Origin of the sequence: Streptomyces sp. NBC_01717 (assembly GCF_036248255.1) — a bacterium.
GTDB lineage: Bacteria > Actinomycetota > Actinomycetes > Streptomycetales > Streptomycetaceae > Streptomyces.
Window position 1 is genome coordinate 1,700,463 of sequence record NZ_CP109178.1, and the last position, 19,777, is coordinate 1,720,239.

Genomic DNA, 19,777 nt, shown 5'->3' on the forward strand with positions numbered 1-19,777 from the left:
CGCGCTGGGCGCCGCGTCGGTGTGCGTGCTGATCCTGGCCGTGCATCCGTGGGTGGGCCGACGCCCGGAACGGGCCGTCCGACGGCCGTCGCCCACCCGGGCGCAGCGAGGTCCGGCGCGCGGGTCAGCGCCGGGCCCCGCCGATGCGTCCCTCCAGCTGGACCAGCAATTCACTGAGCTGCTCGCTGAGTTCGCCGCGGGTCCGCTCGTCGAGGCCGGAGAGCACGGCGCGTTCGTACGCCAGCTGCCGGGGCAGCAGCTGGTCGACCAGGGCGCGGCCCTCCTCGGTGAGACGGACGTGTGTGACGCGCCGGTCGCGCTCGTCGCTGCGGCGGTCGACCAGGCCGCGCTCCTGGAGGATCCGGAGGCGCTTGGTGACGGCCGCACCGGAGGAGAACGTCTCCCTGGCCAGTTCGCCGGGGGTGAGTTCGCGGTCGGTACGCCGTACGGCGCCCAGCAGGTCGAATTCGGCGCGGGAGAGTCCGGCGGCGCGCAGCGGGGCGTCCTCCGCCTGCTGGAGCAGGGCGGCACAGCGGTTGATGCGGCCGATGAGTTCCATCGGTCCGGTGTCCAGCTCCGGGTTGACGGCGTGCCACTGCCGTACCACCGAGGCGACGATGTCGTCGGTCACACCGCTCCGTTCTCCGGGGCGGGGGCGATCAGCCCCTGCCGTGTTGCTGTCGCCGCGAGCGTACGGTGTCCGGCCTGCTCGGCCGCGAGAATGTGCTCCTCGGGCAGGGCGCGCTGCCACCATTCGCCGGCTGCCGTGTCGCCGGCCTCGCGCAGTTCGACGAGCGATCCGGTGAGCCTGCGGCGGGCGGCATCGAGGGCGGCGGGCGCGGGCGCCGGGGCTGCGATGGTCCGTACGGCGTGGGCCCGGGCCCGGTCGGTGGCGGCGAGGGCCCGTTCCAGCCGTCCGGTGGCCCGTCGGTTGGTGACGGCCATGGCGGCGAGGATTCCGACGGCGGCGCCGATGACGGTGTCCAGGACCCGGTCGCCGATGAGCTCTCCGGCCGGGTGTGTGCCGCCGAACTCCAGGACGAGGAGCGCCATCGGGGTCACGGCTATGGAGCCGAGCCAGTAGTTACGGGTGATCAGGGCCTCCGCGGCGAAGTTGAAGAAGAGGCAGCAGCCGATGAGTGCGAGCGAACTCGTCCGGGAGACGGGAAGGACCACGGCGAAGACGAGCACACCGAGGAGGTTGCCGAGGGTGCGCTGCAGGGCGCGGTTCCAGGAGAGCGTGACATTGGCCTGGTAGAGGGAGGCGGCGGTGACGATCGCCCAGTAGGGGCGGCCTACGCCGACGGCCATCGAGACATATCCGGCGAGGGCGCAACCGATGAGGGCGCGGGCGGCGATGGGCAGCAGCGGGGAGCCGGGGGCCAGTGCGCGCAGCACCGCCCGGCGGGCGTCGCGCCGGCCCACGGTCCGGCGCGCGGCCCGCTCGGCGTCGATCCCGAAGAGCTCCTCGGCGGTGCCGGGGGCGGGTGGCGGGGTGGGGACGGGGCCTCGGGCCCGGGTCTGCCGGGCCCAGGTCCGAAGCCGGTCGGGGCCGGCGACGCGGGCTTCGAGGTTTTGGCCGCCGGTGTCGGTGCCGACGGCCGTAGGCGCGGGCTCGCCGTCGCGGTCCGCCGTACGGGCGTGGCCACCGCCGTCGGCGTCGCCGACCCGACGCTCATGGACGCCGGGGTGCGCACCGAGGGCTCCCCGGGCGAGCGCGGCTTCGGCGTGGACGACGAGCCGCTCCAGCTCCCGGCGTACGGGGGTGGGGCGCCCGGCGGCGAGCAGTGTCTGCCAGGCCGTGTGGACGGCGGCGGCCGCGGCGTGCCGGGTGCGGTGCCCGGGGTGGTCCGCGTACGCGGCGGCAGCGGTCAGGGCTCGGGCGGTCGCGCGCCGCTCCGGGCCCTCCCGGCGCAGCAGCGCGGGCCCGACGGTGACCAGCCAGGAGACCGTGCCCGCGGCCGCGGTCAGCGCCAGGTGTCCGGGGACCTGGCCGAGGTGCTGCGGGGCGAAGAGTGCGGCCGAGGTGACGAAGGTGAAGATCACCGGTCCGGGCGGTCCGATGCGGGTGGCGTCGCAGAGCACCTTCTGCCCGGCCGCGAGAAGCGCGCCGACGGCGATCAACACGGCGGTCGAGTCGGTGAGTGAGGCCGTGACCAGGGATATCGCCATGCCGATGAGCATGCCGACGACGACTCCGGCGACGGTACGGGCGCGGCGGGCGTACGGGAGGCTGTGGCCGTACAGCGCACAGAGCGAGCCGGCCATCGTGTACATCACGAGGTCGAGCCGGCCGAAGGCGAAGAGCGCAAGATTCGGTACGGCGGAGGCGACGACCACGCTCAGCGCCGGCTTGAACCACATGTCCGAGGGACGGGTCAGGCGCAACGGGCCGACCAGGGGAAGTCTGCGGACGGAGGAGGGCTGCCGGGTACGAATGGTTGAATCGCTCACCCAAACACTTTAGCAGATATTACACTCGTAAAACACTTCTCTTGCCACGCGGCGCACTGGCCCCGCCCCCCGGCCGGCCATAGCGTGCGAGAAGACGGACCTCTACGCGTCCACGCAGTGACAGAGGGAACAGAGGAAACGCAATGAAGCTCACCGAACCGGTGTCCGGTGGCCCCTGCTGGGTCGAGCTCAGCACGCCCGACATCGCGGCAGCCAAGGCGTTCTACGCGGCGCTCTTCGGCTGGCGGTCCGAGACCGACCCGCGCGAGGAGGCCGGCGGCTACACGCTGGCGCACCTCGGTGATGAGCGCGTCGCCGCACTCAGCCCTGTCTATCAGCCGGGCCAGCCGCCGGCCTGGACGGTCTCGTTCGCCACCGAGGACACGGACGCCACGGTCGACAAGGTGACGGCGACAGGCGGCTCGCAGCTGGTCGGCCCGATGGACGTCTTCGACCAGGGGAGGTTCGCGGTGGTCGCGGACCCCACCGGCGCGGTGTTCTCGCTGTGGCAGGGCCGCGCCTTCGCGGGCGCCGACCTGCTGAACGAGCCGGGCGCGCTCGGCTGGGTCGAACTCGTCACCCGAGAGGCCGATGCCGCCCTCTCCTTCTACCCGGCGGTCTTCGGCTGGACGGTCACCGCGTCGGAGACATACCCGCAGTGGGGCGTGGACGGCGCCGATTTCGGCGGCATGCTGGTGATGGACGACAAGTTCCCGCCCGAGGCACCGCCGAATTGGCTGCCCTACTTCGCGGTGACCGACGTCGACGCGACCGCGGCCACCGCACAGGGCGCGGGCGGCCAGCTGATGATGCCGCCGGCGAGCGTCCCGGGCGGACCACGGATCGCGGTGGTGCGTGACCCGCAGGGCGCGGTCTTCGGCATCTACCTGGCGGGCGAGGAAGGCTAAGGGTTGTCCCGTAATCCCTGGTGGATCAGCGCGCGGCATCCCTGGTGGATCGGCGCGCGGCGTCGGATGCGGTGCATCGCAAGGCGAAGGGGCGTCCCCATACCGGATGTATTCGGGCGTTCCGACAACGCGGCGAGGTGCCGTAGCTGTCGTCGCGCGCCCGCCGGGGATTACGGGACAGCCCTTAGGGCCTCTCGTTCGGATCACGGCCGGGGCCGGGGCCGTCACCCGGATCTGTGTCCGGTCGCCGACGGCACTGTCCATGCCGGGGGCCGCTGCTGGAGTCGCCCGCCACGGAGCGCCGGGCGACACTGATCGCGACGCCCACGGACCGGCGCACCCACCGGTTCGACATCCGTCCGCACGGCGCCGGCCAAACGGTCCTCCTGGAGTTCAGCTGATGTACGAGAGCGATGCAGGCCTGCTCGCCCCCGGGCGGGCCGGCTCCCCCGCCGAGGCCACCACCGGCGACAGCGCCTTCCTTCAGGCGATGCTCGACGCCGAGGCCGCACTGACCCGCGCCCAGTCCGCCTGCGGACTCGCCCCCGCCGAAGCAGGGCGTGCGGTGACGGAGACGGCGGACGCCGGACGCTTCGACGTACGCGATCTGGCGCTGCGGGCCCGCTCCGGCGGCAACCCGGTCATCCCCCTCGTCGTGGACCTCATGGCGGCGGTTCCCGAGGACGCCCGGCCGTATGTGCACCGGGGTGCGACCAGCCAGGACATCCTCGACACGGCCGCGATGCTGGTCGCCTCGCGGACGCTGGCAACGGTTCTCGACGATCTGGAACGCGCGGCGGGCGAGGTGGCACGGCACGCGACCACGCACCGTGACACACAGATGGCGGGGCGCACACTCACCCAGCACGCCGTGCCGACCACGTTCGGGCTGAAGGCTGCGGGATGGCGTGCGCTGATCCTCGACGCCAGGGACCGGCTGACTGCGGTACGGGCCTCGCTGCCCGCCCAACTGGGTGGCGCGGCAGGCACATTGGCGGCCTTCTCCGCCTTCTCCGCCCCCGCACAAGAGGACACCGAAGAGCAGGAGGAGACCGACGGGCAGGAGGAGACCGACGGGCACGAGGAGGTCGACCTGCTTGCTCTGGTCGCCGCCTACGCACGCGAACTCGGGCTGGCGGAACCGGTGTTGCCCTGGCACACCCTGCGTACCCCGATCGCCGATCTCGCCGGTGCGCTCGCCTTCACCGCGGGCGCTCTCGGCAAGATGGCCGCCGATGTGCTCACGCTCTCCCGCACCGAGATCGGCGAGGTCGAGGAGGAAGAGGGTGGCGATTCGTCGGCGTTGCCGCACAAGGCGAATCCGGTGCACGCCACGCTGATCGCGGCGGCCGCCCGCCGCGCCCCGGGCCTGGCGGCCACCCTGTACGGCTCGCTGGCCGCCGAGGACGAGCGGCCCGCCGGGGCGTGGCACGCAGAGTGGGAGCCGCTGCGCGATCTGCTGCGGCTCGTCGGCGGCGCGGCGCGCGACGGCGCCGCGCTCGCGGCCGGACTGCGGGTCGTCCCGTACGCCATGCGGGAGAACCTACAGCTCACCGACGGTCTGATCGTCTCGGAGCGACTGGCTGCCGTGTTCGCCGACCGGATCGGGCGGGCGCGGGCCAGGGAGGTGCTCGCAGCCGCGGCGGAGCGTGCTCACTCCGAGACGACGGACCTCGCCGATGTGCTCTTCGACGTCCTGCGCGAGGAACCCGAGCTCGCCGGGCTCGATCTGGCGGAACTGACCGACCCCACCCGGTACACCGGGTCCGCGGGCCCTCTCACCGACCGGGCACTGGAACGCCGATGACTCCTTCCCCCGCGCCTCGGTGACGGCAGACCGGCCCGGGCCATCATCACGCGGTCACCGCTGAGGGCCGTCGGGGCGGGCACCCCGACCGGCGACGACCCTCGCCCCGTCGCCCCGGATCCGGGCATGGATGTGCATGTCGTGCCAGCCGTCGGCGTGCAGATGGCCCCGCCGCCGGGTGCCCTCCAGCGCGAAACCCGACTTGGTCGCGACGCGGCAGGACGCCTCGTTCATGACCGAGTGGGCGAGTTCCAGACGCTCGAAGCCGACCTCGTCGAAGGCCCAGCGCGCCACGGCGGCCACGGACCTTGGTGCGACGCCCTGCCCGCGGGCGGCGGGCAGGGTCCAGTAGGCGCATTCGGCCTGTCCGATGCCCAGCATCAGCGAGCGGAGCGAGATCCGTCCGAGCAGTTCCTCGGCTCCGTCCGGCGCGCCGTCCTTCGGGCGGACGACCGCCCAGTGGACACCGGTCTCGGCGTGCCAGGCGTCCTGCCACTGTTCGATCCAGTCACGGGCCTCGTCCCCGGAGTCGGCCCGCCGCAGGTGCCAGCGTTGGATCGCCGGGTCCGAGAAGGCGGCGAGAACGGCGGGGGCGTCGGTGCGCTCCCACGGTCGCAGGAGCAGATCGCCGGCGACCGGCAGGGCGGGCTGCGCACCTTCCGCGAGACGGCCGGAAGGGATGTGGGGCGGCACCAGGTAGGGCATGTCCGTCATCGTCCCACCGAGGGGCGCCCGTCCCGGGCAGCGGCCGTGCGGCCGTCCCGGGGACAAGCCTCCGCCCGCGCCCCCGTACACGCGTGTAAGCGTGTAAGGGGCGCGGGCGGTGCGTGCCGTGCGGAAGGGGCCGGTCAGCCGAGGCCGCGGGCGTCCTGCTTGAGGGCGGTGTCCACGGTCAGTGCCGTTGCCACGACGAGGCTCAGCAGCGGCTCGGGCAGCTGGTAGTGGATCTGCAGCACGTAGTTGTCCGCCGTCGTGAACAGCGTCTTCGCGAGGCCTTCCCAGGTCTTGGTGATCCGGGCGATCTCCGCGTCGTTGTGGTCGACGATCGCGAAGTTCCAGGCGCGCCAGTTCTCCGCCTTGATGGCACCGATCTTCTGACCGTCGACCATGATGGCGAAGTTGATCTTGCCGATGGCGTTCTGCTGGACGATCTCGCCGACGGGGCTGCCGTCCGGGCGCTGCACGACGACCCTGGACTTGATGAACTTCGCCGGGCGGGTCAGGAGCAGCTGCGGCTGACCGTACGCGTCACGGATCTCGAGCTTGTGGGTGAGGTACTGGTCGATGCTGGAGACGAACCGCAGCACCTTGCGCAGCGCGCTCTGGCCGACCTGGATGACCGAGCCGATCGTGTTGCCGTGCTGGTCGAAGACGCTGTACTCGTTCGTCACCTCGATCAGCTTGGCCTTCTGGTTCACGACCAGGACCTGCTGGTTGAAGAGAGAGGCGCCGCCGGGGACACCACCCTGCTGAGGCTGCGCCACCTGCTGAGGGGCGAACTGCTGCGGCGCGGCCTGCGGCTGAGCGGGGGCCTGCTGATACTGGGGGGCTGCCTGCTGCTGGGGAACCTGCCCCTGGGCCGGCGCCTGAGGCTGCTGTCCGCCGGCCGGGTTGGTGTGCTCGGTCCACTGGGAGCCGTCCCAGTAGCGCAGCAGCTGGGGCGCGCCATGAGGGTCCGGATACCAGCCCGCAGATACGTTCGAGTGCGTTGTCACCGGGGCACACTATCCCGCCGGTCCGACAGCGGAAGTCTCAACTGCCGCATCCACAGCCTCCCCACACTTCTTGAAATTTCACACACCGCTAGGATGTCGGTGATGACCAGGCTCGGCGAACGGCCCTACGCACGGCGCGGTGACGTCCGTGTGTCCGCCGTGCTCGGCTGGGTGTTCGCCCTGCTCGCCGTGGTCTCGTGCTGTTCGCTCGCCGAGACCGGCGCGGCCGCGCACCACGTCATGACCGCGACGATGACCGCGACTGCGACTCCCACCCCGGTCACGGCTCCCGGCGCGACTCCCCCGGCGACCGCGCCCATCGTCGTCGTGGCCGAGGCTCCGGGCGGCCGGGGCGCCGGCAGTTCCTGCCACGGCGCCGCCGAGCATGCGACACCCGTCGTCCTGTCCCCCCAGGCCGCCCCCGTCGCACTCCCCACCTCGACGGTCGCCGCACCGGAAGGCCGGCTCACGGGTGCCGCCGGTGTCCGCGGCCCCTCCAACGATGCCGGTGGCGCCGTCGACCGCCTCCGCCTCCAGGTTCAACGGACCTAGAAGCAGGCCCGGTTCTTCCGCCTGCCCACTTTCCGTACATCGTGTTGAACCCGAGGACTCCCCATGGCTTCCGCCAAGAAGCAGCACAGCCCTGCCGCCGCGCGCCGCGCCAAGCTGGAGGAGGCCCGCCGCAAGGAGCGGGCCCGCGAGCGCCGTAGCCGCATCATCACCATCGCCGCATCCATTGCCGTCGTCGCCGGACTCGTCGCGGGCGGCGGCTATCTGATGTCCGCCGCCGACGAGCAGGACCAGGCCGAGGCGCAGGCCAAGTCCTCCCCCGTCCGGGGCGAACGGAGCTGGGACAAGCTCACCCAGAACCATGTCCAGAAGAAGGTCGACTACCCGATGAACCCGCCGGTCGGCGGCGACCACAACCCGGTGTGGATGAACTGCGACGCCGACGTCTACACCGCGCCGGTCCCGAACGAGAACGCCGTCCACTCGCTGGAGCACGGCGCCGTCTGGGTCACGTACAACGAGAAGGCGAAGCCCGCCGACATCGAGAAGTTCGCCGACCGCGTCGCCAGGACGCCGTACTCCCTCATGAGCCCGGTGAAGGACCAGGACGCCCCGCTGATCCTCAGCGCCTGGGGCAAGCAGGTATCCGTGAAGAGTGCGACCGACGCACGCGTCGCGCAGTTCTTCACCAAGTACGTCCAGGGACCGCAGACTCCGGAGCCGGGCGCCGCGTGCACCGGCGGGATCGCCCGGTGACGTCCTCGGTACGCACTCCGTGGCGGATGGGTGCGGCGGGAGCTGCGGTGCTGCTGCTGGCTCTGGGGCTGGTCGCGCTGATGTTCGTACGTCCGACCTCGTCGTCCACCCCGCAGGAGGCGGACCGGGCGGCCGTGCCCGCGGACGCCTCGGTCGATGTGGGGTTCGCGCGTGACATGTCGATCCACCATCAGCAGGCGGTCGAGATGTCGTTCATCGTCCGTGACCGGACGGCCGACGAGGACGTGCGGCGGCTCGCGTACGACATCATCAACACCCAGGCCAATCAGCGCGGCATGATGCTCGGCTGGCTGGACGTGTGGGGCCGCGCCAAGAGTTCGAGCCGCCCGCCCATGGAGTGGATGGGCCACCCGGTCGAGCCCAGGGGCGACGGTTCGCTGATGCCGGGCATGGCGACCGACACCGAGCTGGACGCACTGCGGACGGCGAAGGGCAAGGACGCCGAGGTGATGTATCTCCGGCTGATGACCGTGCACCACCGGGCCGGTGCCGAGATGGCACAGGCGGCGGCCGCCGGGGCGGGCACCGGCGAGATCAGGAACCTGGCGGCGGGCATGGTCCGTGGCCAGCAGTCGGAGATCGCGCTGATGGCGGACATGCTCGAGGAGCGCGGCGCCACGGCGTGAGCCGGACGGTCCGGGCTCGGTGGTCCCGCACGCAGGGATCACCGAGCCGGGGCCGGAGCACGCTCCGGACCGTACTGACGTACGGCATCGCATAGGCTCATCAGCGATATGAAGAGCAACCTCACGACGCTGGGGCCCAAGGCCGACAAGGACACCGTGCGACGGAGCAACCTCAGCCTGGTACTGCGCGCCGTCCGTGACGAGGGCGACCGCGAGGCGACCAGGGCCGGGGTGGCCGCGCGCGTGGGGCTGACCCGTGCCGCCGTGTCCTCGCTGGTCGAGCAACTGCTCGACAGCGGGTTCCTGACCGAGTCGGGCAAGACGTTCAGCGGGCAGGCCGGGCGCCCCGGCACCGCACTCAAGGTGGCGCGCACCGGCCCCGCCGGGCTCGGCGTGGAGGTCAACATCGACTATGTGTCGGTGTGCGTCGTCGATCTGGCCGGCACCGGCCGGGTCCGGCTGACCGAGCACCTCGACAACCGGGGCGCACCGCCCGCCGAGGTGCTGGCGCGGGCCGCCGGGATCGCGGCGCGCACCCTGGAATCGGCGGCCGAGCAGGAGCTGTTCCCGGTCGGGGTGGCGCTCGCGCTGCCCGGTCTGGTGTCGGGCGGCGCGGTGCGCCAGGCACCCAACCTGGGCTGGAACCAGGTTCCGGCCGAGGAACTCTTCGCCGCCTCGCTGGCCGCGCTGCGTCCCGGCCGCGCGGAACTTCCGGTGAGTTCGGAGAACGAGGCCAATCTGGCGGCGCTGGCCGAGCTCTGGTTCGGCGGCCTCGACGAGGTCCGCAGCTTTCTGTACCTGACGGGTGAGATCGGCGTCGGCGGCGCCCTGGTCATCGACGGTGAACTGCTGCGCGGTGCGCACGGGTTCGCCGGGGAGATCGGGCATGTGGTGGTCGACGCGGACGGGCCGGAGTGCCGGTGCGGTTCGCGTGGCTGCCTGGAGCAGTACGCGGGTCAGTCGGCGCTCCTGCGGGCGGCCGGGATCGAGGAGACCGGCCGTGGCAGCGGGGTGGCCGAGCTGGAGCGGCGCACCCGGGCCGGGGACGAGCGGGCGGTGGCTGCGGTGGCCGAGGCCGGCCGGATGCTGGGCCGGGTGCTCTCCGGGGCGGTGAATCTGCTCGACCCGGACGCGGTGGTGCTCGGCGGGATCTACCGGGGTCTGATGCCGTGGCTGTCGGCGCCCGCCGACGAGGAGCTCACGGGCAGGGTGGTGTCCGGGCTGTGGTCCCGGAGCTGCGGGCGGCTGCGCGCCTCGTCGGTCGCGGGCGACGCTGCGCGGGGTGCGGCGGCGCTGGTGATGCAGGACGTGCTGGCCGACCCCGCGGCGTACGCGGCGAAGGCCGTGGGCTGACCGCAGGGGATGTGCGCGCGGCGGGCCGAACCGGGGTGTGCGGCCGCCGGACCTGTCCGGCGGCCGCGCCCTGGCGTCAGCGGACGCCGAGCAGGTGGTCCAGCGCCAGCTGGTCCAACGCCTCGAACGCCATGCTGCGCTCCGCCGCCGCGGTCACATCGAAGTCCTCGTACGCCGACCGATCGGCCAGCAGCCCCGCCACGCCGTCCTCGGCGGTGGGCAGGGCCAGCTCGTCGAGCCGGGACGCGCGCAGCGCCTCCTGGACGGCCGGGTCGGCGCGGAAGGCGGCGGCCCGCTCCTTGAGGATCAGGTAGTTGCGCATGCAGCCGGCGGCCGACGCCCAGACTCCGTCGTAGCCCTCGGTCCGCGGCGGCTTGAAGTCGAAGTGGCGCGGGCCCTCGTATCCGGCGGTCTCCAGGAGGTCGACGAGCCAGAAGGCCTGGCGCAGGTCGCCGGCGCCGAAACGGAGGTCCTGGTCGTACTTGATGCCGGACTGGCCGTTGAGGTCGATGTGGTAGAGCTTGCCGGCCCACAGGGCCTGCGCGATGCCGTGCGGGAAGTTCAGCCCGGCCATCTGCTCGTGGCCGACCTCCGGGTTCACGCCGTACATCTCCGGGCGCTCCAGGCGCTCGATGAACGCGAGGGCGTGACCGACGGTGGGCAGCAGGATGTCGCCGCGCGGCTCGTTCGGCTTCGGCTCGATCGCGAACCGCAGGTCGTAGCCCTGCTCGACGACGTACTCACCGAGCAGGTCGAAGGCCTCCTTCATCCGGTCCAGCGCCACCCGCACGTCCTTCGCGCCACCGGACTCCGCGCCCTCGCGGCCGCCCCACGCCACGTAGGTCTCGGCGCCGAGCTCGACGGCGAGGTCGATGTTGCGGATGACCTTGCGCAGCGCGTACCGCCGCACGTCCCGGTCGTTCGAGGTGAAGCCGCCGTCCTTGAACACCGGGTGGGTGAACAGGTTCGTCGTCGCCATGGGCACGACGAGACCGGCCGCGTCCAGCGCCTGCCGGAACCGCTTCACGAGGCCTTCGCGCTCGGTGTCCGTGGAGCCGAACGGGATCAGGTCGTCGTCATGGAAGGTCACACCGTACGCACCGAGCTCCGCGAGCCGCTGGACGGACTCGACCGGGTCGAGCGCCGCGCGGGTCGCGTCGCCGAACGGGTCGCGTCCCTGCCAGCCCACCGTCCACAGACCGAACGTGAATCGGTCTCCAGGGGTGGGCGTGAAGCGTTCCGTCATCGTCTGACCACCTTCGGTGCAGTCGGGTCCGCAACCGATCGAGGTCGTGAACCCCTATTTGTTCAGTGTCATGATTAATCTTGCACGGCACCCCTCCGTGCCGTAACCCCTCGTCACCCATCGCATCCGCGAATCGGGGGACGCCCCTGGTCCGAACGCACGCGATCGCGTAATTTGTTTGCAGCACGACCAAATCGGTCGCACCTGTGCCCACCAGCACACCAGTGCATCCACACCCGCACCGCGAGAATGAGGTAACCCATGCCGCCGCGTACCGTCGTCATCGGCGTGGACAGCTCCACCCAGTCCACCAAGGCGGCCTTCGTCGACGCCGCCACCGGTCAGCTGCTCGCCGTCGGACGTGCCCCGCACGTCGTCACGGGTGAGGCGGGGGCCCGCGAGACCGACCCCGAGGTGTGGTGGCAGGCGCTGCGCGCCGCCGTCGCCGCCGGGCTGAAGGAGTCCGGCGTACCCGCCGCGGACGTCACCGGTATCGCGGTGGCCGGTCAGCAGCACGGCCTGGTCGTCCTCGACCGTGAGGGCCGGCCGCTGCGGCCCGCCCTGTTGTGGAACGACACCCGCTCCGCCCCGCAGGCCGCCGCTCTCACCGCCGCACTGGGCGGTGCGGCCGCCTGGACCGCCCGCACCGGATCGGTGCCGGTGGCCGCCATGACCGCGTCGAAGTGGCAGTGGCTGCGCGAGAACGAGCCGGAGACCGCCGCCGCGACCGCGGCGATCCGCCTCCCGCACGACTTCCTCACCGAACGGCTGACGGGCGTGGCCGTCACCGACCCCGGCGACGCGTCGGGCACCTGCTGGTACTCCACCGCCACCGGTGCGTACGACCCCGAGCTTCTCGAACTGCTGGGTCTGGACCCCGCATTGCTGCCCGAGGTGGCCACAACCGGAGCGGCCCGGGCCGGTTCACTGACCGCCGAGGTGGCACAGACTCTGGGGCTGCCGGCCGGGATCGCCGTGGCGGCGGGCACCGGGGACAACATGAGCGCCGCGGTCGGCCTCGGTCTGGGCGGTGCCGGACTGCTGGACCACCCCGTGCTCAGCCTCGGCACCTCGGGTACGGTCTTCGCCGCCTCCGGGGCCCGGCCCGCATCGGCGGCGCTCTCCGGTTTCGCCGCGGCGGACGGTACCTACCTCCCGCTGGCCTGCACGCTCAACTGCACGCTCGCCGTGGACAAGGTCGCCGCCCTGCTCGGCCTGGACCGCAACGACACGGCACCCGGCGGTGAGGCGGTACTCCTCCCCTACCTCGACGGCGAACGCACCCCCGACCTGCCCACGGCCTCCGGCCTGCTCACCGGCCTCCGGCACGACACCACCCCGCAGCAACTCCTCGGCGCCGCCTACGAAGGCGCGGTCGTCACCGTGCTGCGCGCCCTCGACGAACTGCTGCGGGCCTGCGGGCTCGACCCGGCCGACCCCGAGGTGGCCGCCCGGCCGCTCCGTCTGATCGGCGGCGGCGCGCAGGGGCACGCCTGGGTGGAGACGGTGCGACGGCTTTCCGGACGCCCCGTCGTCGTGCCCGGCAGCGGCGAACTGGTGGCGCTGGGCGCGGCCGCACTCGCCCAGGCTGCGGCCACCGGCCAGGACCCGGTCGCGATCGCCACCGGATGGGACACCGGTGACGACACCCAACTGCCGCCCGTCGAAAGGGACACGAAGACCTGGGAGCGGGTCGGCTCGGTCCTGGAGCGGGCCGCGGAGCCACTGCTGGGCGGGCTCAAGTAGCGCGGCGACACCGCGCGTTCACCGGGTGGTGCAGCCCCCGGTCACGCATTTGTCGCCAATCGCCGGACGGGCTCGATCGCCGGTTTGGGGATGCCATGTGATCTTCACTAGTATCCGGCGATGATCATAAGACGAAGGCTGACGGTCGGGGTGGGCATTCTGCTTGCCACCCTGACCGCCGGCCTCGGCACGGCCCTCCCCGCCGCCGCCGACGAAGCCCCCACCAAAGCCTCCCCCAAGGTCGAGCTGGTACTCGACGTCAGCGGCTCCATGCGGACCCGTGACATCGACGGCCAGTCCCGGATGACCGCGGCGAAGCAGGCGTTCAACGAGGTCCTGGACGCGGTGCCCGAGCAGGTGCAGCTCGGCATCCGGACCCTCGGCGCCGACTACCCGGGCGACGACCGGAAGGTCGGCTGCAAGGACACCCAGCAGCTCTACCCGGTCGGCCCGCTCGACCGCACCGAGGCGAAGACCGCGGTCGCGACCCTGGCCCCCACCGGCTGGACCCCGATCGGCCCGGCCCTGCTGGGCGCAGCCGACGACCTCGAGGGCGGCGACTCCACCCGCCGGATCGTCCTGATCAGCGACGGCGAGGACACCTGCGGCCCGCTCGACCCGTGCGAGGTGGCACGCGACATCGCGGCCCGCGGCATCCACCTCGTCATCGACACACTGGGCCTGGTGCCGAACGCGAAGATCCGCCAGCAGCTCACCTGCATCGCCGAGGCGACCGGCGGGACGTACACGGCCGTCCAGCACACCGATGAACTCTCCGACCGGGTCACCCAGTTGGTGGACCGGGCGGCCGAGCCCGTCGTCACCCCGGTGGCGACCGAGGGGGCGGACAGCTGCTCCGCCGCCCCGCAGCTCAAGGCGGGTCTCTACACCGACCGCGAGAAGCTCGGCGAACACCGCTGGTACCGGGTGGATGTGCTGCCGGGTCAGGAGCTGCGCGCCTCGGTGAGTGTGTCGGCGGACCGAGCCGTCAACAACGACTACGGCGTGCTGCTGCGCGCGGTCACCGTGCACGGCCGCGAGATCGTCAGAGGATCGGAGTCCGGCACCGGCCGCACCGACGCGATCTCGTCCGGCCTGCGCTACCCCAAGCCCGAGCAGGACGGCACGGACGGCACGGACGAGCCGGCCGCGGAGACCGTCTGCCTCCAGCTCAGCAACTCCTTCTCGGCCCCCGCCTCCGTGAAGACCTCGCCGGGCATGCCGGTCGAGCTGACCGTCGACGTGGTGGACGCGCCGGACGACGCGGCCGACGCCGCCGCGTTCGGTCTCGGCCGCGGCTGGTGGCTGCTGGGCGTACTCGTCCTGACCGGACTGATCGCGGGCCTGCTCCTCGGCTGGATCTCGCGCTGGCGCATCGCCGTATGGAGGACCAACTGATGGTGCGTGCAAGACGAGTACTCGCGGGTGCGCTGCTGGCCGGGTTCGCCCTGCTGACGTCGGCGGGGGCGGCCGCGGCCGACGACCCGTCCGCGAGCCCGAGCCCGAGCGCGTCCGACGGCGGTACGGGTCCCACCGAGGCGGGCACCACATTCCGTACCGCCACGGCGATCCTGCAGAACCAGCGCGCCACCGCCGGGGCGTCCACGGGTGACTACCTGTACTGGGTGTTCCCCGCCGACGCGGGCCAGCGAGCCACCGTCAAGGCGACGGTCACCCTGCCCGAGAGCGCCACCCGGCACGGCGTGTCGACCTGGCAGGTCGATGTGTACGACGGGCTGCGGCGTCGGCAGGCCTGCATGTACGGCCACCAGACGAGGAAGGCGGCTGCGGACGCGTCGACGGTCGAACTCTCCTGCGTCCTGCGGACCGTCCGTGCCTGGTCCGAGCCGTGGGCCGACGACCCGCTGCCGGGCAGCTACTACGTACGCCTCACCGTCGTCGATCTGCCGTCGGCCGATCTCGGGCAGCCGGTGCGGACCGAGGTCGAGGTGACGGCGGCCGAAAGGGGCGGAGCCCACGACGTCGACGGCGCGCTGAGCGAGCCGCTGGTGCCCGGGGCGTCCTCCGTGCGGCAGACGTCCGGCGACGCGCCCTCGGGCGACGAGTCCACGACCCGGGTGTCGCTCGGCAGTGAGCCGGACGACGGCTGGGCATCCGGCTGGTGGACGGACCGCTGGATCTGGACCGTCGGCGGTGGCGTCCTCGGCGCGCTCGCGGCCGTGTTCGGCTACTCCCTGACCCGCGGCAGCGGCCGCCCGTCCCGGGTCCCGCCGGGCGTCTGACCGCCCTTCGGCCGCGCTCCGGCCCACTCTGCGGCGCCTTCGCCCCTCATTTCCGGGGCGGGGGCGCCGTGGCGCGACAGGCCGACATGACGGAGTCCGCCGAGGAGATGGGCGCGGAACGTGGGGTCGCGGTACGCCTCGCGGGTGTGCCCGAGCGCGGTGTAGAAGACCCGGGCGCCGGCATGTTCATGGGTCCAGACGAGGGGATGGTCGGCTCCCATGCCGCCGCCCTCGTACGTGGACTCGTCGGCGCGGGCGAGCACTCGCACACTGCCCCGCGGGTTCGCCCGGAAGTCGTACCACTCGTCGGTGAACTCCCAGGTGGCACCGAGATGCGCGGTCGCCGGGTGACCGTGGTCCTCGACGATCACCGTTCCCGGCTGGAGGGCGGGATGGCGGTCGAACCTGGCTCCGAGGAGTTCGCCGTAGAACGGCCAGTCGTACTCCGTACAGGCTGCGGCGTGCACCCCCATGAAGCCGCCGCCCGCAGCGCAGTACGCCCGAAGTCCGGTGCGCCCGGCACGGGTGAGGACTTCCCCGCTGGTGGAGAGGAACACCACGGCGGCGTAGCCGGCGAGCCCGCTCTCGAAGACGTCCGGCGCCTCTGTCGCGTCGACGGCGAAGCCGTGCCCGGTACCGAGTTCACGGAACGCGGTGACTGCGTCGGGGATCGAGTCGTGCCGGTAGGCGGTGGTACGGGTGAAGACGAGGATCTTCGGAAGGCTGCGCGACGCCATCACATGCTCCGGAGGCCGGCTCGGGCGGGACGCCCCTCATCATGCCCGCCGGACGATCACGATTTCACCGGCTCACGGACCAGGCCGGGGACGGTCGGATCCAGCTGGTGGAACGGGACTTGTGCGATTCGTTCCACCAGGATTCGCTTGTCCCATGCAGCGAACGGTCTCTTCGTACCACCATGCGCATGACCACGCATCCCACCGACCGGGCACGCTCGATCACCGTTACCGGGGCGAGCACCCGGTGCGCACCCTCGGCTATCTTCTGCGCCCCGACCGTCGACGCATCGCGGTCGCCGCTGCCGTCTTCGTCGTCAAGCACAGCCCTGTGTGGCTGCTTCCGCTGATCACGGCGAACATCATCGACGTGGTCGTCCAGCACCGGCCCGAACGGGAGCTGTGGCTCAACGCGGGCGCGCTGCTGTGCGTGCTCCTCCTCAACTACCCGATGCATCTGCTCTACGTACGCTGCCTCGGCGGCAGCGTCCGCCGGATGGGCACCGCCCTGCGCGACGCACTCTGCCGCCGCATGCAGCAGCTGTCCATCGGCTACCACTCACGGACGAGCGCGGGCGTTCTCCAGGCCAAGGTGGTCAGGGATGTGGAGAGCGTCGAGCAGATGGTGCAGCAGTCCGCCGACATGGGGCTGGCCGCCGTCATCACGCTGATCGGTGGGCTCACCGTCATCGCCGTCCGTGTCCCGTCGTTCCTGCCGGTGTTCCTGGTGGTCGTCCCGGCGGCCGCCCTGCTGGTCATGCGGCTGCGGGCCCGGTTGCGGAGCCACAACGAGTCGTTCCGCCAGGAGGTGGAGCAACTGTCCGCCCGGGTGAGCGAGATGACCAGCCTGATTCCGATCACCCGCGCCCACGGCCTGGAGCGCACGGCGCTCGGCCGCGTCGACGGTTCGCTGCGCCAGGTCTTCACGGCCGGCCTGCGCCTCGATCTGCTCAACGGCCGCTTCGGAGCGCTCGCCTGGATCCTGCTGAACTCGCTCGGCGTGGCCTGCCTGGCGGGATCGGCCCTGGTCGCGTACCACGGCTGGCTTCCCATCACGGCGGGCGACGTGGTGATGCTGAGCGCCTTCTTCACCACGCTCACCGGATCGATGACCACGCTGCTCAGCCTCGCGCCGATCATCAGCAAGGGGCTGGAGTCGGTGCGTTCGGCCGGCGAGGTCCTTGAGGCTCCGGACCTGGAGAGCAACGCGGGCAAGGACCGGGTCGACGAGGTGCAGGGCCGTATCGACTTCGAGGGGGTCGGCTTCGGTTACGAGGGAGTGGACAGCCCCGCTGTCGAGGACTTCACCCTGTCGGCGCGCCCCGGCGAGACGGTCGCTCTGGTCGGCGCCTCGGGGGCAGGCAAGTCGACGGTGCTGAACCTCCTCATCGGCTTCATCCGCCCGACGTCGGGCCGCATCCTGCTGGACGGCACCGACATGGCCACGCTGGATCTGCGCAGCTACCGCCGGTTCCTGTCCGTCGTACCACAGGAGTCCATCCTGTTCGAGGGCACCATCAGGGAGAACGTCACCTATGGCATGGGCGAAACCGACGAACATACGGTCCGTCAGGCCTTGCGGGACGCGAACGCGCTCGACTTCGTCGAGGACCTGCCCGACGGCCTCTCGACGGTCGTCGGAGAACGCGGGGCGCGGCTCTCGGGCGGCCAGAAGCAGCGGCTCGCCATCGCCCGCGCGCTGATCCGCGATCCCCGGGTACTGATCCTGGACGAGGCGACATCGGCCCTGGACACCCGCTCGGAGGCCCTGGTGCAGGAGGCGCTCGCCCGGCTGATCCACGGCCGCACGGTCTTCGTCGTCGCCCACCGGCTCTCCACCATCCGGGCGGCGGACCGCATCGTGGCCATGGACCGGGGCCGGATAGCCGAGGTGGGGACCCATGAGGAGCTGATGGGGCGGGGCGGGGTGTACGCGGGGTTGCAGCCGGCGAGGTCCGCGTAGGGCGTGCCGGGCGAGCACGGCACGCCCGACCACACTCCCGTAACACGGCACGGTTACCCTCGACAACTCACGTACTCCATAAGGAAGATGAGCTTTCACGTCCATCGGCCACCGTGGAGTCCAGCCATGTCGCCGCGTACCGGATCCGGGTACGCCACCAGCGAGCGGAGACCTTTCATGTCCACGGAGACCGGCCCGGCCGTCGATGCCGAGCCGCGCGGCCACGTTCCCGTACCGGGCCCCAAAGGGCTGCCGTTTCTCGGGAATCTGCCGCAGTTCGGGAAGAACCCGCTGGCGTTCTTCGAGCGGCTGCGCGGGTACGGGGACATGGTCAGCTGGCGCTTCGGCCCCAACTCCTGCGTGTTCATAGCGGATCCGGAGTGCATAGGCGAACTGCTCACCGAGACGGAACGCACCTTCGACCAGCCGGCGCTGGGCATCGCGTTCCGCACCGTGATGGGCAACGGTGTGGTGGTGGCGCGCGGTCCGGACTGGCGGCGGAAGCGGTCGCTGGTGCAGCCGTCGGTACGGCCGAAGCAGGTGCGGTCGTACGCGGCGACGATGGCGGGCAGCACGGTGGAGCTGGCGGACACCTGGTCCGGCGGTGAACGCATCGACATCAAGCGGGAGATGGCTGCGCTGACGCAGCGGATCGCCGTCCGCACCATCTTCGGGGTGGACACCCCGGCGGACGCCGAGGCGATGGGCCGGGCGATGGATGTCGCCCAGCAGGAGATCGGCAAGGAGTTCAGCGGCATCGGCGCGCTGCTCCCCGACTGGGTACCGACGCCGGGCCGGTCCAGGATCAAGAAGGCCGCCGCGGTCATCGACGCCGAGGTGGGCCGGGTCGTGGCCCGGCACCGCGACGGGGACGGCGAGCGCCCCGATCTGCTGAGCCGGCTGCTGACCGCGGTGGACGAGAACGGCGCGCAGCTCACCGACGAGGAGATCCGCGACGAGACCGTCACCCTCTACATCGGCGGGCACGAGACCACCAGCTCCACCCTGGTCTGGGCGTGGTACCTGCTGTCCCGCAACCCGCAGGCGCGCGCCGCGCTCACCGAGGAGCTGGACCGGGTGCTCGGCGACCGGGAGCCGGAGTTCGACGACTACGCGCGACTGACGTACACCCAGGCTGTGGTCAAGGAGACGCTGCGGCTGTACCCGACGATCTGGCTGGTGACCGGGGTCGCCAAGGAGGGGGCACGGATCGGCGGCGTGGACATGCCGAAGGGCACCAGGGTGTGGACGAGCCAATGGGCGACGCACCGCGACGAGCGGTGGTTCCCGGAGCCGGAGGAGTTCCGTCCGGAGCGCTGGGACGCCGAGAGCGGCGACGACATGGCGGAGTACGCCTGGTTCCCGTTCGGCGGCGGCCCCCGGGTCTGCCTCGGTACGCGGTTCGCGATGGTCGAGGCGGTGCTGATCCTGGCGGTACTGGCGCGCCGGTTCGAACTGGAGGTGGACGCGGGCGACGTCAACCCCGTGCCCACGCTGACACTCCAGCCGGACCGGGATGTCATGGCGACGGTACGGGCCCGGTAGTCCGCCGGGAGCGTGTCCGTATGGCGGAACGGTCGCGGGCGCGGTGTGCAACCGCCTTCCGCCGTACGGCATCCTCGTGCTGAACGAGTAGTCCGGCCCCGGACTCCGTGGGTGATCACGCCGGTGCGGGGCCGTACCTGACGGCGG

16 protein-coding genes and 1 pseudogene are annotated in these 19,777 nt (G+C 71.9%); 11 read left to right on the top strand and 6 right to left on the bottom strand.

Going from position 1 to position 19,777, the window contains the following annotated elements:
* Window positions 1-124: 124 nt before the first annotated feature.
* Window positions 125-631 (bottom strand): MarR family winged helix-turn-helix transcriptional regulator, encoded by a 507-nt coding sequence (locus OHB49_RS07850; protein ID WP_329159013.1) that lies wholly within the window; start codon window positions 629-631, stop codon window positions 125-127.
* Window positions 628-2,454: an FUSC family protein gene (locus OHB49_RS07855; RefSeq protein ID WP_329159014.1), complete on the bottom strand. Its 1,827-nt coding sequence runs from the start codon at window positions 2,452-2,454 to the stop codon at window positions 628-630. Before OHB49_RS07855 ends, OHB49_RS07850 begins: the two co-directional genes overlap by 4 nt.
* Before the next feature lie 143 nt (window positions 2,455-2,597).
* Between OHB49_RS07855 and OHB49_RS07860 the strand changes: the two genes are divergently transcribed.
* Entirely contained in the window at window positions 2,598-3,362 is a 765-nt protein-coding gene (locus OHB49_RS07860) for a VOC family protein (RefSeq protein WP_329159015.1), read from the top strand.
* A gap of 400 nt (window positions 3,363-3,762) precedes the next feature.
* Window positions 3,763-5,169, top strand: coding sequence for a 3-carboxy-cis,cis-muconate cycloisomerase (gene pcaB / locus OHB49_RS07865; protein WP_329159017.1), 1,407 nt, complete (start codon window positions 3,763-3,765; stop codon window positions 5,167-5,169).
* A 54-nt stretch (window positions 5,170-5,223) separates the two neighbouring features.
* On the opposite strand, the gene OHB49_RS07870 is transcribed toward pcaB, so the two are convergent.
* Window positions 5,224-5,874 carry a GNAT family N-acetyltransferase gene (locus OHB49_RS07870; protein ID WP_329166398.1) on the bottom strand — a complete coding sequence of 217 codons (651 nt, stop codon included), beginning with the start codon at window positions 5,872-5,874 and terminating at the stop codon, window positions 5,224-5,226.
* Window positions 5,875-6,017: 143 nt separating this feature from the next.
* Window positions 6,018-6,884 carry a phospholipid scramblase-related protein gene (locus OHB49_RS07875; RefSeq protein ID WP_030980439.1) on the bottom strand — a complete coding sequence of 289 codons (867 nt, stop codon included), beginning with the start codon at window positions 6,882-6,884 and terminating at the stop codon, window positions 6,018-6,020.
* A 102-nt stretch (window positions 6,885-6,986) separates the two neighbouring features.
* Here OHB49_RS07875 and OHB49_RS07880 point away from each other — a divergent pair, with 102 nt between their 5' ends.
* The 4 genes from OHB49_RS07880 (at window position 6,987) to OHB49_RS07895 (ending at window position 10,150) form a co-directional block, all read left to right on the top strand.
* Window positions 6,987-7,436, top strand: a complete 450-nt coding sequence (locus tag OHB49_RS07880) for a hypothetical protein (RefSeq protein WP_329159019.1) — start codon at window positions 6,987-6,989, stop codon at window positions 7,434-7,436.
* A gap of 63 nt (window positions 7,437-7,499) precedes the next feature.
* Window positions 7,500-8,150, top strand: coding sequence for a DUF3105 domain-containing protein (locus tag OHB49_RS07885; protein WP_329159021.1), 651 nt, complete (start codon window positions 7,500-7,502; stop codon window positions 8,148-8,150).
* Between the two features lie 26 nt (window positions 8,151-8,176).
* On the top strand, window positions 8,177-8,797 hold the full coding sequence (locus tag OHB49_RS07890; protein WP_329166399.1) for a DUF305 domain-containing protein: 621 nt from the start codon (window positions 8,177-8,179) through the stop codon (window positions 8,795-8,797).
* Between the two features lie 108 nt (window positions 8,798-8,905).
* Window positions 8,906-10,150: an ROK family protein gene (locus OHB49_RS07895; protein ID WP_329159022.1), complete on the top strand. Its 1,245-nt coding sequence runs from the start codon at window positions 8,906-8,908 to the stop codon at window positions 10,148-10,150.
* Between the two features lie 76 nt (window positions 10,151-10,226).
* Here OHB49_RS07895 and xylA read toward each other — a convergent pair whose 3' ends face one another.
* Complete coding sequence (gene xylA / locus OHB49_RS07900) at window positions 10,227-11,396, bottom strand: xylose isomerase (protein WP_329159023.1); 1,170 nt, start codon at window positions 11,394-11,396, stop codon at window positions 10,227-10,229.
* A 261-nt stretch (window positions 11,397-11,657) separates the two neighbouring features.
* On the opposite strand from xylA, the gene xylB reads away from it, so the two are divergent.
* From xylB to OHB49_RS07915, 3 genes are all read left to right on the top strand, one after another.
* Window positions 11,658-13,142 (top strand): xylulokinase, encoded by a 1,485-nt coding sequence (xylB, locus tag OHB49_RS07905; RefSeq protein WP_329159024.1) that lies wholly within the window; start codon window positions 11,658-11,660, stop codon window positions 13,140-13,142.
* A gap of 120 nt (window positions 13,143-13,262) precedes the next feature.
* Window positions 13,263-14,540: a VWA domain-containing protein gene (locus tag OHB49_RS07910; RefSeq protein ID WP_329159026.1), complete on the top strand. Its 1,278-nt coding sequence runs from the start codon at window positions 13,263-13,265 to the stop codon at window positions 14,538-14,540.
* Window positions 14,540-15,385 carry a hypothetical protein gene (locus tag OHB49_RS07915; protein WP_329159027.1) on the top strand — a complete coding sequence of 282 codons (846 nt, stop codon included), beginning with the start codon at window positions 14,540-14,542 and terminating at the stop codon, window positions 15,383-15,385. Before OHB49_RS07910 ends, OHB49_RS07915 begins: the two co-directional genes overlap by 1 nt.
* A gap of 89 nt (window positions 15,386-15,474) precedes the next feature.
* Here the strand turns inward: OHB49_RS07915 and OHB49_RS07920 are convergent.
* Window positions 15,475-16,122: pseudogene (locus OHB49_RS07920) on the bottom strand (ThuA domain-containing protein); the annotation flags it as partial.
* 154 nt (window positions 16,123-16,276) lie between these two features.
* Here OHB49_RS07920 and OHB49_RS07925 point away from each other — a divergent pair.
* Window positions 16,277-18,085, top strand: coding sequence for an ABC transporter ATP-binding protein (locus OHB49_RS07925; protein ID WP_329159029.1), 1,809 nt, complete (start codon window positions 16,277-16,279; stop codon window positions 18,083-18,085).
* A 177-nt stretch (window positions 18,086-18,262) separates the two neighbouring features.
* A complete protein-coding gene (locus tag OHB49_RS07930) occupies window positions 18,263-19,630 on the top strand; it encodes a cytochrome P450 (RefSeq protein WP_329159030.1) in 1,368 nt (455 codons plus the stop codon).
* Window positions 19,631-19,777: the final 147 nt, after the last annotated feature.